This window comes from Ramlibacter algicola (assembly GCF_016641735.1).
Lineage (GTDB): Bacteria > Pseudomonadota > Gammaproteobacteria > Burkholderiales > Burkholderiaceae_C > Ramlibacter > Ramlibacter algicola.
The window spans coordinates 2,097,874-2,111,447 of sequence record NZ_JAEDAO010000001.1; the positions used below are offsets into that span (position 1 = coordinate 2,097,874).

A 13,574-nucleotide genomic window follows, 5' to 3' on the forward strand; every position below is an offset into this window, starting at 1 on the left:
CTTGGCTTGCTGGCATGCTGCCTGCATCCCACCACCCCGGTATCCCGCATCCCACAGGAGACAAGACATGCAACGACGCACCTGGGCGCTGGCCGCCCTCGCCGCGACCCTGGCCAGCCCGCTCGCCTTCGCGCAGGGCAAGGACCTCAAGATCGCCCACGTCTACAGCCGCACCGGCCCGCTCGAGGCCTACGGCAAGCAGACCCAGACGGGCCTGATGATGGGCTTCGACTACGCCACCGGCGGCACGATGATGGTCAATGGCCGCAAGATCGTCGTGATCGAGAAGGACGACCAGGGCAAGCCGGACGTGGGCAAGTCGCTGCTGGCCAGCGCATACTCCGACGACAAGGTCGACCTGGCCGTCGGCCCGACGTCCTCCGGCGTCGCGCTCGCGATGCTGCCGGTCGCCGAGGAATACAAGAAGATCCTGCTGGTCGAGCCTGCCGTGGCCGACGCCATCACCGGCGAGAAGTGGAACAAGTACGTCTTCCGCACCGGCCGCAACAGCTCGCAGGATGCGATCTCCAACGCCGTCGCGATGGACAAGGACAACGTGTCCGTCGCCACGCTGGCGCAGGACTACGCGTTCGGCCGTGACGGCGTGAAGGCGTTCAAGGAAGCGCTGAAGAAGGCCAAGATCGTCCACGAGGAATACCTCCCGGCGACCACCACCGACTTCACCGCCGGCATCCAGCGCCTGATCGCGGCGCTGAAGGACAAGCCGGGCCGCAAGGTGATCGAGGTCGTGTGGGCGGGCGGCACGCCCCCCTTCAACGCGCTGGCCGACGCCGACCTGAAGAACCGCTTCGGCATCGAGGTCAGCACCGGCGGCAACATCCTGCCCGCGATGGCCGCGTACAAGCGCTTCACCGGCATGGAAGGCGCGACGTACTACTACTTCGGCATCCCGAAGAACCCGGCCAACGAGGCCATGGTGTCGATGCACTACAAGCAGTTCAAGTCGCCGCCGGACTTCTTCACCGCGGGCGGCTTCTCGGCGGCGATGGCCATCGTCACGGCCCTGAAGAAGACCAGTGGCGACACCAACGCCGGCAAGCTGATCACGGCGATGGAAGGCATGAGCTTCGACACGCCCAAGGGCAAGATGACCTTCCGCAAGGAAGACCACCAGGCCATGCAGAGCATGTACCACTTCCGGATCAAGAACGACCCGGCCTTCCCGTGGGGCGTCCCCGAGCTGGTCCACGAGATCAAGCCCGAAGAGATGAACGTCCCCATCAAGAACAAGCGCTAAAGGTCATTCACTTCCAAATCGCTTCGCGATTCGGAAGTGGTGTTCTCGATCAGTGCATCGAGGCCCGGCGGAGCCGGATCCTCGATGCAAGCAGGACGTCGCTGCATGTCATTCCGCGACGTCCGGAAAAACCTCGCCTGGCCCATCCCTCCACGCCCATGTCTCGTCTCGTCACCGAGGAGCTGACCATCCGCTTCGGCGGCCACGTGGCCGTCAACGCGGTGGGCTGCAGCTTCGAGCCCGGCACGCTCACGGCCATCGTCGGCCCGAATGGCGCCGGCAAGACGACGTACTTCAACCTCATCTCGGGGCAACTGAAGGCGTCGGCCGGGCGCGTGAGCCTGGGCGGGCGCGACCTCACTGGCCTGTCCGCGTCGGCTCGCACGCGCGCGGGCCTGGGCCGTGCGTTCCAGCTCACGAACCTGTTCCCGCGCCTCACCGTGCTGGAGAACGTGCGGCTGGCCGTTCAGGCCGCGAACGAAGGCTCCCATCGGCGGGGCCTGAACCTGTGGAGCGTGTGGAGCGACCACGCGGACCTGCTCGAGCGCGCCGACGCCATCCTGGCGTCGATCGCGCTCAAGGACAAGGAGCACGAACTCGTCGCCAACCTGCCGCACGGCGACCAGCGCAAGCTGGAAGTCGCACTGCTGATGGCGCTCGATCCGCAGGTGTTCATGTTCGACGAACCCACGGCCGGCATGAACGCGGCTGAAGCGCCCGTGATCCTGGACCTGATCCGCCGCCTGAAGGCCGACAAGAGCAAGACCATCCTGCTGGTCGAACACAAGATGGACGTGGTGCGCGAACTGGCTGACCGCATCATCGTGCTGCACAACGGCACGCTGGTGGCGGATGGCGAACCGGCCGAAGTGATCGCCTCGCCGGTCGTGCAAGAGGCGTATCTCGGCGTCAGCAAGGAGGCTGCATGAGCGGCGACCTGCTGGTGCTCGAAGGCGTGCACACGCACATCGGGGCGTACCACATCCTGCACGGCGTCGACCTGCGCGTGCCCAAGGGGCAGCTGACGATGCTGCTCGGGCGCAATGGCGCCGGCAAGACGACGACGCTGCGCACGATCATGGGCTTGTGGCAGGCGTCGGCCGGGCGCGTGACGTTCGCCGGCGAGGACATCACCAGGTGGCCGACGCCGCGCATCGCGCAACGCGGCGTGGCTTACGTGCCGGAGAACATGGGCATCTTCGCCGACCTCACGGTGCGCGAGAACATGCTGCTGGCCGCGCGCGGCGCGCGCCATGCGACGCAGATCGACGAGGCGCGGCTGCAGTGGATCTTCACGCTGTTCCCCGCGGTCGAGAAGTTCTGGAACCACCCGGCCGGCAAGCTGTCGGGCGGGCAGAAGCAGATGCTGGCGGTGTCGCGGGCGATCGTCGAGCCGCGCGAGCTGCTGGTGATCGACGAGCCGAGCAAGGGCCTCGCGCCCGCCATCATCAACAACATGATCGAGGCGTTCGCGCAGCTGAAGGAAAGCGGCGTGACCATCCTGCTGGTCGAGCAGAACTTCAACTTCGCCAAGCGCCTGGGCGACACGGTGGCCGTGATGGACAACGGCACCATCGTGCACGCGGGCTCGATGCAGGAGCTCGCGGACGACGAGCAGTTGCAGCACTCGCTGTTGGGACTGGCGCTATGAAATCCGACGTCGACTGGATGCCCGTCGCGCTCGTGCCTGTGCTGGCGCTGCTCGTGCTGCCGTTCGTGGGCTCGCCCTCGACCTGGGTGACGCTCACCGTCGCCGGCCTGGCGATGGGCATGATCATCTTCATCATCGCCTCGGGCCTCACGCTGGTCTTCGGCCTGATGGACGTGCTGAATTTCGGCCACGGCGTGTTCATCGCTCTGGGGGCCTTCGTCGCCACCAGCGTGCTGGGCGCGATGGGCGACTGGACCGGGTCCGACAGCCTGGTGCGCAACCTGCTCGCGGTGCTGCCCGCCATGCTTGCCGCGATGCTGGTGGCCGGCGCGATCGGCCTTGCGTTCGAGCGCTTCATCGTGCGGCCGGTGTACGGCAACCACCTCAAGCAGATCCTGATCACGATGGGCGGGATGATCATCGGCGAGGAGTTGATCAAGGTCATCTGGGGCCCGCAGCAGATCCCGTTGCCGCTGCCGGTGGGGATGCAGGGCACGCTGCTGCTCGGCGATGCAGCCGTCGAGAAGTACCGGCTGATCGCCGTGGTGGTCGGCATCGCGGTGTTCGCGTTGCTGCTGTGGACGCTCACGCGCACCAAGCTCGGCCTGCTGATCCGCGCCGGCGTGCAGGACCGCGAGATGGTCGAGGCGCTGGGCTACCGCATCCACCTGCTGTTCATCGGCGTGTTCGTCGCCGGCAGCGCGCTCGCCGGCCTGGGCGGCGTGATGTGGGGGCTGTACCAGCAGAACGTGGTGCCGCAGATGGGCGCGCACGTGAACGTGCTGATCTTCATCGTGCTGATCATCGGCGGGCTGGGCTCGACGACGGGCGCGCTCGTGGGCGCGTTGCTGGTCGGCCTGATGGCCAACTACACCGGCTTCCTTGTGCCCAAGATGGCGCTGTTCTCCAACATCCTGCTGATGATGGCCATCCTGCTGTGGCGGCCGCAGGGTGTCTACGCGTTGAGCCGCTGACATGCTGGCCCGCCTGCTTTCCCGTGACTTCCCGCGCAGCCGCGTGCTGGCCGTGCTGCTGGTGGCGATGCTCATCGCGCTGGCCGTCACGCCGTTCGCGATCCCCGGCGTCAAGGCGCTGAACGTCGCCGCCAAGGTGCTGGTCTTCATGGTGCTGGTCGCCAGCTTCGACCTGCTGCTCGGCTACACCGGCATCGTGAGCTTCGCCCACACGATGTTCTTCGGCATCGGCGCCTATGGCGTCTCCATCGCCCTGACGCGCATGGGCCCGGACTGGAGCGCCCTGGCGCTGGGCATCGCCGCGGCGCTGGCGCTGTCCTTCGTGCTCGCGCTTGCCATCGGCCTGTTCTCGCTGCGCGTGCGCGCCATCTTCTTCTCCATGATCACGCTGGCTTTCGCGGCGGCGTTCCAGACGCTGGCCTCGCAGCTGTCCGAGTTCACCGGCGGCGAGGACGGCCTGACCTACAAGGTGCCCGAGGTGCTGTCGCCGTCGTTCGACTTCACGCTGTTCGGCCGCGACATGGACGGCCGCCTCGTCTGCTACTACCTGCTGCTCGTGGTGGCCGTGGTGCTGGTGCTGGCGCTGCTGCGCATCGTCAACTCGCCCTTCGGCCGCGTGCTGCAGGCGATCCGCGAGAACGAGTTCCGCGCCGAGGCCATCGGCTACAAGGTGGTGGTCTTCCGCACCACGTCCGCCATCCTGTCGGCGCTGTTCGCGACGCTTGCCGGCGCCATGCTGGCGCTCTGGCTGCGCTACAACGGCCCGGACACTTCGCTCTCCTTCGAGGTGATGCTCGACGTGCTGCTGATCGTGGTGATCGGCGGCATGGGCACGATCTACGGCGCCGCCGTCGGTGCCGGCCTGTTCATCGTGGCGCAAAGCTACCTGCAGGACCTGCTGCGCATCGCCAGCGAGGCTGTGTCCGGCCTGCCCTGGCTGGCCGCGCTGCTCTCGCCGGACCGCTGGCTGCTCTGGATGGGCCTGCTGTTCGTGCTGTCCGTCTACTACTTCCCCACCGGCATCGTCGGCCGCCTGCGCTCGCGGGCTGCCGGCCACCAGGTCACCGTTCGACAGTGAACCACCACAAGGAGACGACGATGGTCAGAGCCCGGAAGTTCCTGGGGCGCCTCGCGATGGCGGGCGCCGTGTTCGCGCTGGCTGCCTGCGGCGGCGGCAACGATGGCGGGACCGGCCCGCTCGCGCTGGTGAAGTCGACCCACCTCGGCCCGGTGCAGGGCACGCAGGTGGCGTCGGGCGCGATCGCCTGGAAAGGCATCCCGTTTGCCGCGGCCCCGGTCGGGTCGCTGCGATGGCAGCCCCCGCAGGATCCCGCCCCGTGGACGACCGCGCGGGACGCCACCAAGTTCGGCAACGCGTGCTCGCAGTACGGCCGCATCTATGGCCCGGGCTCGAACAACACCTACGACGCCACGATCGGCACGACGCTGAACCAGGCCGTCGGCAGCGAGGACTGCCTGTACCTGAACGTCTGGCGGCCGTCGGGCAACCAGGCCAACCTGCCCGTGATCGTCTTCTTCCACGGCGGCAGCAACGTGTCCGGCTACACCGCCGACCCGATGTACGACGGCGCGGCGCTCGCCCAGGCGGCGAACGCGATCGTCGTGACGCCGAACTTCCGCGTCGGCATCCTCGGGTTCCTGTCCGTGCCGCAGCTGCGCACCGGCGACGCGCAGGTGGACTCCGGCAACTTCACGTTGCTGGACAGCATCCACGCGCTGCGCTGGGTGCAGCGCAACGTGCAGTCCTTCGGTGGCGATCCGGCCAACGTGACCGTGATGGGCCAGTCGGCGGGCGCCATCAACGTCTGGGCGCTGCAGACCTCGCCGCTGATGGTGGCGGCCAACCCGCGACTGTTCCACCGCGTGATGCCGCTGTCCGGGGGCATCTCCCTGCCGACCAACCTGGCGGCGGGCAGCATCCCGACGCTCAGCCCCGCAGCGACCTACGTCGCCCAGGGCGCGTCGTTGCTGCAGAACCTGCTGATCGCCGACGGCCTGGCGACGGACGCGACGACCGCCCAGGCGTACATCGCGTCGAAGACCGACGCGGAGATCGCGACCTACTTGCGGGGCAAATCCCCCTCCGCCCTGTATGGCGTGCTGCTGACCAAGCTGGCGCTGCTCGGCCTGTCCGGTTCGGGCCCGATCCCCGACGGCACCGTGGTGGCGGCCGACCCGATCGCTGCGATCGCCGGCGGCAACTACGTGCAGGTTCCCGTCCTGGCGGGCAACACGCGTGACGAAGGCAAGCTGTTCCCGTCCTTCCTGCCCCTGGTCGGCGGCACCGGCAACGCGCGCATCGTCACCGACGCGCAGCTGTTCGCGAACCACCTGAACTACAACCCGAATGCGGCGCCGCAGACCACGGTGGAACAGTGGATCACCGCGTCGTACTTGCCGGTGAACGCCCCCGTCACCGGCTTCACGGCCCGCGCCGAGACGCTCAACCAGGTGTTCTTCCTGCGCAGCCGCGACAACGTGCTGAACACGTTGAAGGCGCGCCAGGCCAACGTCTGGTACTACCGCTTCGACTGGGACGAGCAGCCCGCGCCGTGGAACGACATCTACGGCGCCGTCCACGTGGCCGACCTGCCGTTCCTGTTCGGCAACTTCGGGCCGTCGCTGTTCGGCAACGTCTGGTTCAACGAGGCGAACAAGCCCGGACGCCTGGAACTGTCGGCCGCAATGATGCAGACGGTCGGCACGTTCGCGCGCAACGGCGATCCCAACAACGCCAGCCTGGGCGTGGCCTGGCCGGCATGGCCCGGCAAGCTCGTGTTCGACGCGTCGCCCACCACCAAGGCCATTCGGACCGAGTGACCTCCCAAGGGCCGCACCGGCAGGTGCGGCCCGCCACCGCAAGAAAGACCCGGATGTCCCGCCTCACGCAGCGCCTGCTCGGCGCCCTCGCACTCGCCACCTCGTGCCTCGCGCACGCCGACGTCGTGATCGGCCAGGTCGCGCCGCTGTCGGGCGTGCTCGCGAGCACGGGCCAGCAGATGGTGCTGGGCGGCAAGGTCTACTTCGACAGCGTGAATGCCAAGGGCGGCATCCACGGCCAGAAGCTTCGCGTCGTCACGGCGGACGACGGCTACAAGGTCGACGAGACGGTCAAGCTGACGAAGCAGCTCGCTTCGCAGCCTGAAGTCGTCGCGCTGTTCGGCTTCGCCGGCACGGCCAACATCGGCCAGCTGCTGGCCGACAAGGTGCTCGAGTCCGCGGGCATCGCGCTGGTGGCGCCGTACACCGGCGGCGAGTCGCTGCGCACGCCGTTCAACCCGTGGATCTTCCACCTGCGCGCCGGCTACGCCGACGAGGCCGAGCACATGGTCGCGCAGCTGTTCACGCTGGGCACGCGACGCATCGCGGTGGTCTACCAGAACGACGGCTTCGGCAAGGCGGGCCTGACGGGCGTGGAGGCCGCGCTGGCGCGCCGCAACCTCAAGGTCGCCGCCGCCGCGCCGTACGAGCGCAACACGGACAACGTCGCCGAGGCCGTGAAGGCGATCAAAGCCGCCGAGCCGCAGGCGGTGATCATGATCGCCATCAACAAGCCTGCTGCTGCCTTCATCAAGCAGTACCGCGAAGCCGGTGGTGGCGCGCAGCTGTTCAACATCTCCGTCGTCGACCCGGCCGAACTGGTCAAGCTCGCCGGCCTGAAGAACGCACATGGGCTGGGCATCACGCAGGTGGTGCCGTACCCGTACACGCCCAACCTGCCTGTGATCCGCGAGTACCAGGATGCGCTCAGGCGCTACGCGCCCGACGCGGTGCCGAACTACACCAGCTTCGAGGAGTTCCTCGGCGCCAAGGTGCTGGTCGAGGGCATCCGTCGTGCGGGGCCGAACCCGACGCGCGAGAAGGTGCTCAAGGCGCTCGAAGGCCTGCGCGACCACGACCTCGGCGGCATCAAGGTGCACTACGCGCCCGATAACCGCGTCGGTTCCCGCTTCGTCGAGATCACCGTCATCGGTGGCTCCGGCAAGCTGCTGAAGTAGCCCCGCCGTCGCGAAAGGACCGCCATGTCGCCCAGCTCGCACTACGTCACCTGCGCCGGCCGCGAGATCCACTACGTGGAGTGGGGCGGGGGGCCGGCCACCGTCGTCGCCTGGCACGGGCTCGCCCGCACCGGGCGCGACATGGACGAACTGGCGGAACACCTCGCCGGCCGCTACCGCGTGATCTGCCCGGACACCGTCGGCCGCGGCCTGTCCCAGTGGAGCCCGGACCCGCACAACGAGTACACGCTGGCGTTCTATGCGCGCATCGCGGCCGACCTGTTCGACGCGTTGGGCATCGAGTCCGCGCACTGGGTCGGCACGTCCATGGGTGGCGCCATCGGCACCGTGTGCGCCGCCGGGATCGCGCAGCCGCGCATGAAGGGCCGCATCCGCAGCCTGGTGCTGAACGACAACGCGCCGAAGCTGGCGCAGCCCGCGCTGGAGCGCATCAAGGCCTACGCCGGCAACCCGCCGTCGTTCGCCAGCGTCACCGAGCTGGAGGCCTTCTTCCGCACCGTCTACAAGCCGTACGGCTGGCTGAGCGACGCGCAGTGGCGCCGCCTGGCGGAGACGTCGACGCGCCGCCTGCCCGATGGCCGCGTGACGCCGCACTACGACCCGTCGATGGTGCGGCAGTTCACCGACCACCCCGACGACTACGCCTTGTGGGAGCACTACGACCGCATCGACATTCCGGTGCTGTGCCTGCGGGGTGCGGAATCGGACCTTGTCGAACGCGAGACGACCGAGGAGATGCTGCGCCGTGGTCCCGGTTCGCGCGGCTTGGCGCGTGTCGTCGAAGTGCCCGGGTGCGGGCACGCACCGGCGCTGAACGTCCCCGAGCAGCTGGACCTGGTTGGCGGCTTCATCGACGGCTGCGAGCACGCGGCTCGCGCGGCCGCCTAGCGTTCGGCGCCCATCGCAGTCGCGCGCTCGCGCGACTGCGCCAGATCCTGCGGCGACACCGGCTCGCGAGTCGGCCAGCCGTCGAGGTGGCGTGCGGCGATGCCCGCCAGCGCGCGGATCCACGCGGGGTCCGCATTCAGGCAGGGGATGTGGTGGAAGTCCTTGCCACCGGCCTGCAGGAAAGCGACGCGGCCTTCCTGCGCGATCTCCTCCAGCGTCTCCAGGCAGTCGCTGGTGAACCCGGGGCAGGTGACGTCCACGCGGCGCACGCCCTTGGCGGCCAGCGCCCGGAGCGTCGCCTCGGTGGCGGGCTCCAGCCACTTCGCGCGCCCGAACCGCGACTGGAACGTCAGCGTCCATTGCGATGCGTCCAGCCCCAACCGGCCGGCCAGCAGGCGCGCCGTCTTCTGGCATTCGCAGTGGTACGGGTCGCCCAGCTGCAGCGTGCGTTCGGGCACGCCGTGGAAGCTCAGCACGAGGTGGTCGGGCTTGCCATGCGAGCGCCAGTGCGCCTGCACGCCGGCGACGAGGGCGTCGATGTAGCCCGGGTCGTCGTGGTAGCGGTGCACGAAGCGCAGCTCCGGCAGGTGCCGCACGCGCCGCGACCACTCGCCGACGGCGTCGACCAGGCTGGCCGTCGTCGTGCCGGAATACTGGGGATAGGCGCTGAGCACCAGGATGCGCGTCGCGCCTTCGGCCTTCAGCGCATCGAGCTGCGACGCGATCGAGGGCGAGCCATAGCGCATCGCATAGCGCACCTTGACGCGCTGGTGGCCGGCCTCGCCGAGCGCGCCCTGCAGCAGCTTGGCCTGGCGCTCGGTCCACACCTTCAATGGCGAGCCCTCGGTCATCCAGATCGAGGCGTACTTGGCCGCCGACTTCGACGACCGCAGCGGCAGGATCACGCCGTGCAGCAGCGGCAGCCACGCCGCGCGCGGGATTTCGACCACACGCGGATCGGAGAGGAATTCACGCAGGTAGCGCCGCACGGCCGGCGTCGTCGGCGCGTCGGGCGTGCCGAGGTTGCAGAGCAGCACGCCCGTGGACGGAGCCTGGCCATGGGTGAAAGGAGGCTCCGTCTGATAGGGCAGGGCGGCGGGCATGGCTTATTCTCGCCTGCATGCTGGACATCTCGCGGGTGAAGACGATCAGCCTGGACCTGGACGACACCTTGTGGCCGATCTGGCCCACGATCGAGCGCGCCGAGAAGGTGCTGCACGACTGGCTCGCGGCCCACGCGCCGATGGCGGCGGCGCTGTTCTCCAACCCGGCGGCGCTGCGCGAGATCCGCAACCACGTCGCCGACCAGCGTCCCGACATCAAGCACGACCTGAGCGCCGTGAGGCGCGAATCGATCCGGCTGGCGCTGTACCGCGCGGGCGAGGACCCGCTGCTCGCCGAGCGCGCCTTCGATGCGTTCTTCAGCGCGCGCCAGCAGGTGGAGCTGTACGAGGATGCGCATGACGCGCTCGCCGTGCTGTCGGCGCGCTACCCGCTCGTGAGCCTGTCCAACGGCAACGCGGACCTGAAGCGGGTGGGCATCGACCGCTTCTTCCGCGCCGCCGTCTCGGCGCGCGAATTCGGCGTCGGCAAGCCCGACCCGCGCATCTTCCACGCAGCCGCCGGCGCGGTGGACGTGGAGCCGCACGAGGTGCTGCACGTCGGCGACGACGCGACGCTGGACGTCATCGGCGCCGTCAACGCGGGCATGCAGGCGGTGTGGGTCAACCGCGACGGCCACCAGTGGACGTACGACGAGCCGCCGCACGCGACGGTGAGCGATCTCAGGCAGCTGTGCGCGTTGCTGGCGTGAGCGCGCCGACCGCCGCGAGCGCCGAGCGCACGGCACCTTCCAGCGTCGACGGGTAAGGGCCGTCCACGTAGTCCCCGCATGCCACCAGGCCCGGCGCGATCGCGGCGGGCGGCCGCACGACACCGGGCGTGCACGCGAAGGTCGCGCGCTTCTCGACCACCGTGCGCAAGGCTTGCACCTCCCATCCCAGCGCAGCAGCTTGTGCGAGCACTTGCGCCTCGAGTTCGGCCGCGCTGCCTTCGCTCGCACTCGTGACCCACGCGAGCACGCCGGCAGGTCCGCCGAGTTGCGAGCGATCGAACACGAACTGCGCGGGGCCGGTTCGCAACGCGAGCATCGGCTGCGGCAGGGAAGGACCGCCGTGCGTGTACACGGTGGCGATCGGCTCGTGCATCAGGCCGGCCGCCTGCTTCGCCCACTGCGGCGCCAGCCCGCTGGCTTCGACCAGGCGGGCGGCTTCCGTTGGCGACGCGGCGAGCAGCACGGCGTCGAACGGCTCGCCGTCGACGAGCCATGCTTCGCCGGTCCGCTGCAGCGCCTGGACGCGCATGCCTTCGAGCACCTTCGCGCCGTGCGCGCGCAGCCAGGACGCCGCTGCATCGGGAAAGAGCCGGCCGAGATCGGCAGCCGGCAGCAGCAGGTCGGAGGCCGCCCAGCCATTGCCGCCGGGCATGAAGAGGGCATCGCGCAGAACGCGCAGGAACACGCTGGCGCTCGCGCGCGAGGCCGGCACGTTGAGCGCCGCGACGCACAGCGGCTCGACGAGGTCCTGCATCGCGCGCTCGGGCACTCGGGCGCACAGCTGCGCGACGGTCCATCGCGGATCGCAAGTGAAGCCGCGCAGGCGCCAGCGGGCGGCTTCGCGCAGGAAGGCGAGCTTCTCGCCCCAGCGCCATCCACGCGCGGACAGGATGCCGATGGCGACGTTCCATGGGGCGTGGACGTCGGGCAAGGACACGCCGCTGCCGTCCGGAAACTGCAGCACCAGCGGCACGCGGCGCAGCACCTGCGCGGGATCGATGCCGACGGTTCGCATGCAGGCCAGCGTCTGCGAGTAGGCGCCGATCAGGATGTGCTGGCCGTTGTCGAGATCGAGCGATCGTCCTTCATGCTCGACGTGCAGCCGGCGCGCACGGCCGCCGAACTGGCGCGCGGCCTCGAAGACCGTGACGGCATGGCCCGCCGACGTGGCGGCCACCGCGGCGGCCAGGCCCGCCCAGCCCGCGCCGACGACCGCGACGCGCATCAGACGCGGCCCAGGGCCTGGACCTTCCAGGCGAGCCAGAGCTTGCGCAGCGGCGTGAGGCTCACGCGCTGGTGCAGCACGCGGAAGTCCTCGTGCTCGATCTCGCGCAGCAGCGTGCGGTAGATGCTGGCCATCATCAGGCCCGGTTTCTGGCTGCGGAAGTCTTCCGCCGGCAGCAGGGCAAGCGCCTCGTCGTACAGGCGGTGCGCGCGCTCGGCCTGGAACCGCATGAGCGCGGTGAACCGGTCCGAGTACTGCCGCTTGCTGATCTCGTGCGCCTTGACGTCGAATTGCTGCAGCTCACTGACCGGCAGGTAGATGCGGCCGCGCAGCGCGTCCTCGCCGACGTCGCGGATGATGTTCGTCAGCTGGAAGGCCAGGCCGAGCTTGTGCGCGTAGGCGGTGGTCTCCTCCCGGACCTGGCCGAAGATGCGCGCCGACACCTCGCCGACGACGCCCGCCACGAGGTGGCAGTAGCGCTCCAGCGCGGGGAAGTCGAGGTAGCGCGTCTGCTCCAGGTCCATGCGGCAGCCTTCGATCACCGCCTGCAGCTGGCGCTGCTCGAGGCCGTAGCGCTCGACGGCGGGCATCAGCGCGCGCATGGCGGGATGCTGGGGCTGGCCTTCGAACGAGCGCGCCACTTCGGTCTGCCACCAGGCGAGCTTGGTCTGCGCGATGCCGGGATCGGTCACCTCGTCGACGACGTCGTCGACCTCGCGGCAGAAGGCGTAGAACGCGGTGATGGCCTCGCGCCGCGGCTTGGGCAGGAAGAGGAACGCGTAATAGAAGCTGCTGCCGGATGCCGCCGCCTTCTCCTGGACGTATTGCTCCGGGGTCATGGCGCGATTGTCACATCCGCACCGCGCGCCACAGCAGCGCGGGGGCGTCGAGGGCAGCGATCGCAGGGCGGCGGGTGATGGTGTCGAAGCCCTGCGCCTCGATCTTGTCCAGGATGCGCAGGCCGCCTTGCACCACGAGCCGCAGTTCCCATCCCGCGCGCCCGGGCAGCGCGTGGACCAGCGGCGCGCCTTCGAGCATCAGCTTGCGCGCCCATGCGCATTCGGCGCGGAGCAAGGCCGCGCGCGCAGATGCATCGGCGAGTTCGGGGTGCAGCGGCTCGATGCCGTGCTGCGCGCAGTCGGCGTCTGGCAGGTAGCGGCGGCCGCGGGGCAGGTCGCGGGAGAGGTCCTGCCAGAAGTTCACCAGTTGCAGCGACGAGCAGATCGCATCGCTGCGGCGCAGGGACCGGCCGTCCTCGATGTCGTGCAGGTGCAGCAGCAGGCGGCCGATCGGGTTGGCGCTGCGGCGGCAGTAGTCGAGCAGCTCGGCGCGGTCCGCATAGCCGGCGCCGTCGCTCGTCTTCAAGACGTCCTGCCGGAACGCGCTCAGCAGGTCGTGGAGGAGGGGGACGGGAAGCCTGAATCGCCGGATGGACGTTTGCAGCGGGCCGAACACCTCCGGCCAGCGCGTCGCAGACTGGCCCGACGCGCAGCGATCGAGCTCGGCACCGAACGCATCCAGGTCGGCCAAGCGGGCTTCGGGTGGCGCATCGCCTTCGTCGGCCAGGTCGTCGGCGGTGCGCGCGAACCAATAGATGGCGGCGATCGGCGGCCGCAGGGCTGGCGGGCACAGCCACGAAGCGACCGGAAAGTTCTCGTAATGGTCGACCCGGCGGGCCTGCTGCTCATCCGTCACCTCCGGATT

13 protein-coding genes are annotated in these 13,574 nt (G+C 69.3%); 9 read left to right on the plus strand and 4 right to left on the minus strand.

Going from position 1 to position 13,574, the window contains the following annotated elements:
- Positions 1-67 precede the first annotated feature (67 nt).
- From I8E28_RS10245 to I8E28_RS10280, 8 genes are all read left to right on the plus strand, one after another.
- Positions 68-1,258 carry a substrate-binding domain-containing protein gene (locus I8E28_RS10245; RefSeq protein ID WP_200787911.1) on the plus strand — a complete coding sequence of 397 codons (1,191 nt, stop codon included), beginning with the start codon at positions 68-70 and terminating at the stop codon, positions 1,256-1,258.
- A 158-nt stretch (positions 1,259-1,416) separates the two neighbouring features.
- Complete coding sequence (locus I8E28_RS10250; protein WP_200787913.1) at positions 1,417-2,187, plus strand: ABC transporter ATP-binding protein; 771 nt, start codon at positions 1,417-1,419, stop codon at positions 2,185-2,187.
- Positions 2,184-2,909, plus strand: a complete 726-nt coding sequence (locus I8E28_RS10255) for an ABC transporter ATP-binding protein (protein ID WP_200787915.1) — start codon at positions 2,184-2,186, stop codon at positions 2,907-2,909. The genes I8E28_RS10250 and I8E28_RS10255 overlap by 4 nt, the downstream gene beginning before the upstream one ends.
- Positions 2,906-3,883: a branched-chain amino acid ABC transporter permease gene (locus tag I8E28_RS10260; protein WP_200787917.1), complete on the plus strand. Its 978-nt coding sequence runs from the start codon at positions 2,906-2,908 to the stop codon at positions 3,881-3,883. Before I8E28_RS10255 ends, I8E28_RS10260 begins: the two co-directional genes overlap by 4 nt.
- A gap of 1 nt (position 3,884) precedes the next feature.
- Positions 3,885-4,961: a branched-chain amino acid ABC transporter permease gene (locus I8E28_RS10265; RefSeq protein ID WP_200787919.1), complete on the plus strand. Its 1,077-nt coding sequence runs from the start codon at positions 3,885-3,887 to the stop codon at positions 4,959-4,961.
- 20 nt (positions 4,962-4,981) lie between these two features.
- Positions 4,982-6,724: a carboxylesterase/lipase family protein gene (locus I8E28_RS10270; RefSeq protein ID WP_200787921.1), complete on the plus strand. Its 1,743-nt coding sequence runs from the start codon at positions 4,982-4,984 to the stop codon at positions 6,722-6,724.
- Positions 6,725-6,777: 53 nt separating this feature from the next.
- Positions 6,778-7,902 carry an ABC transporter substrate-binding protein gene (locus I8E28_RS10275; RefSeq protein WP_200787923.1) on the plus strand — a complete coding sequence of 375 codons (1,125 nt, stop codon included), beginning with the start codon at positions 6,778-6,780 and terminating at the stop codon, positions 7,900-7,902.
- Positions 7,903-7,926: 24 nt separating this feature from the next.
- Positions 7,927-8,811: an alpha/beta fold hydrolase gene (locus I8E28_RS10280; RefSeq protein WP_200787925.1), complete on the plus strand. Its 885-nt coding sequence runs from the start codon at positions 7,927-7,929 to the stop codon at positions 8,809-8,811.
- On the opposite strand, the gene hemH is transcribed toward I8E28_RS10280, so the two are convergent.
- Positions 8,808-9,914, minus strand: coding sequence for a ferrochelatase (gene hemH, locus I8E28_RS10285; RefSeq protein ID WP_200787927.1), 1,107 nt, complete (start codon positions 9,912-9,914; stop codon positions 8,808-8,810). The genes I8E28_RS10280 and hemH overlap by 4 nt on opposite strands.
- A gap of 17 nt (positions 9,915-9,931) precedes the next feature.
- Between hemH and I8E28_RS10290 the strand changes: the two genes are divergently transcribed.
- Positions 9,932-10,624, plus strand: coding sequence for an HAD family hydrolase (locus tag I8E28_RS10290; protein WP_200787929.1), 693 nt, complete (start codon positions 9,932-9,934; stop codon positions 10,622-10,624).
- On the opposite strand, the gene hpnE is transcribed toward I8E28_RS10290, so the two are convergent.
- The 3 genes from hpnE to hpnC are packed head-to-tail and all read right to left on the minus strand — an operon-like array spanning position 10,596 to position 13,565.
- Complete coding sequence (hpnE, locus tag I8E28_RS10295; RefSeq protein ID WP_200787931.1) at positions 10,596-11,870, minus strand: hydroxysqualene dehydroxylase HpnE; 1,275 nt, start codon at positions 11,868-11,870, stop codon at positions 10,596-10,598. The genes I8E28_RS10290 and hpnE overlap by 29 nt on opposite strands.
- Positions 11,870-12,709 carry a presqualene diphosphate synthase HpnD gene (hpnD, locus tag I8E28_RS10300; protein WP_200787933.1) on the minus strand — a complete coding sequence of 280 codons (840 nt, stop codon included), beginning with the start codon at positions 12,707-12,709 and terminating at the stop codon, positions 11,870-11,872. The genes hpnE and hpnD overlap by 1 nt, the downstream gene beginning before the upstream one ends.
- A gap of 10 nt (positions 12,710-12,719) precedes the next feature.
- On the minus strand, positions 12,720-13,565 hold the full coding sequence (gene hpnC / locus I8E28_RS10305) for a squalene synthase HpnC (RefSeq protein WP_200787935.1): 846 nt from the start codon (positions 13,563-13,565) through the stop codon (positions 12,720-12,722).
- Positions 13,566-13,574: the final 9 nt, after the last annotated feature.

What these genes read in the sequence shown, in the direction of transcription:
- I8E28_RS10280 (WP_200787925.1), top strand. Translation starts at nt 7,927, where the DNA reads ATGTCGCCCAGCTCGCACTACGTCACCTGCGCCGGCCGCGAGATCCAC.
- I8E28_RS10255 (WP_200787915.1), top strand. Translation starts at nt 2,184, where the DNA reads ATGAGCGGCGACCTGCTGGTGCTCGAAGGCGTGCACACGCACATCGGG.
- I8E28_RS10245 (WP_200787911.1), top strand. Translation starts at nt 68, where the DNA reads ATGCAACGACGCACCTGGGCGCTGGCCGCCCTCGCCGCGACCCTGGCC.
- I8E28_RS10260 (WP_200787917.1), top strand. Translation starts at nt 2,906, where the DNA reads ATGAAATCCGACGTCGACTGGATGCCCGTCGCGCTCGTGCCTGTGCTG.
- I8E28_RS10290 (WP_200787929.1), top strand. Translation starts at nt 9,932, where the DNA reads ATGCTGGACATCTCGCGGGTGAAGACGATCAGCCTGGACCTGGACGAC.
- hpnE (WP_200787931.1), bottom strand. Translation starts at nt 11,870, where the DNA reads ATGCGCGTCGCGGTCGTCGGCGCGGGCTGGGCGGGCCTGGCCGCCGCG.
- I8E28_RS10270 (WP_200787921.1), top strand. Translation starts at nt 4,982, where the DNA reads ATGGTCAGAGCCCGGAAGTTCCTGGGGCGCCTCGCGATGGCGGGCGCC.
- hemH (WP_200787927.1), bottom strand. Translation starts at nt 9,914, where the DNA reads ATGCCCGCCGCCCTGCCCTATCAGACGGAGCCTCCTTTCACCCATGGC.
- hpnD (WP_200787933.1), bottom strand. Translation starts at nt 12,709, where the DNA reads ATGACCCCGGAGCAATACGTCCAGGAGAAGGCGGCGGCATCCGGCAGC.
- I8E28_RS10250 (WP_200787913.1), top strand. Translation starts at nt 1,417, where the DNA reads ATGTCTCGTCTCGTCACCGAGGAGCTGACCATCCGCTTCGGCGGCCAC.
- I8E28_RS10265 (WP_200787919.1), top strand. Translation starts at nt 3,885, where the DNA reads ATGCTGGCCCGCCTGCTTTCCCGTGACTTCCCGCGCAGCCGCGTGCTG.
- I8E28_RS10275 (WP_200787923.1), top strand. Translation starts at nt 6,778, where the DNA reads ATGTCCCGCCTCACGCAGCGCCTGCTCGGCGCCCTCGCACTCGCCACC.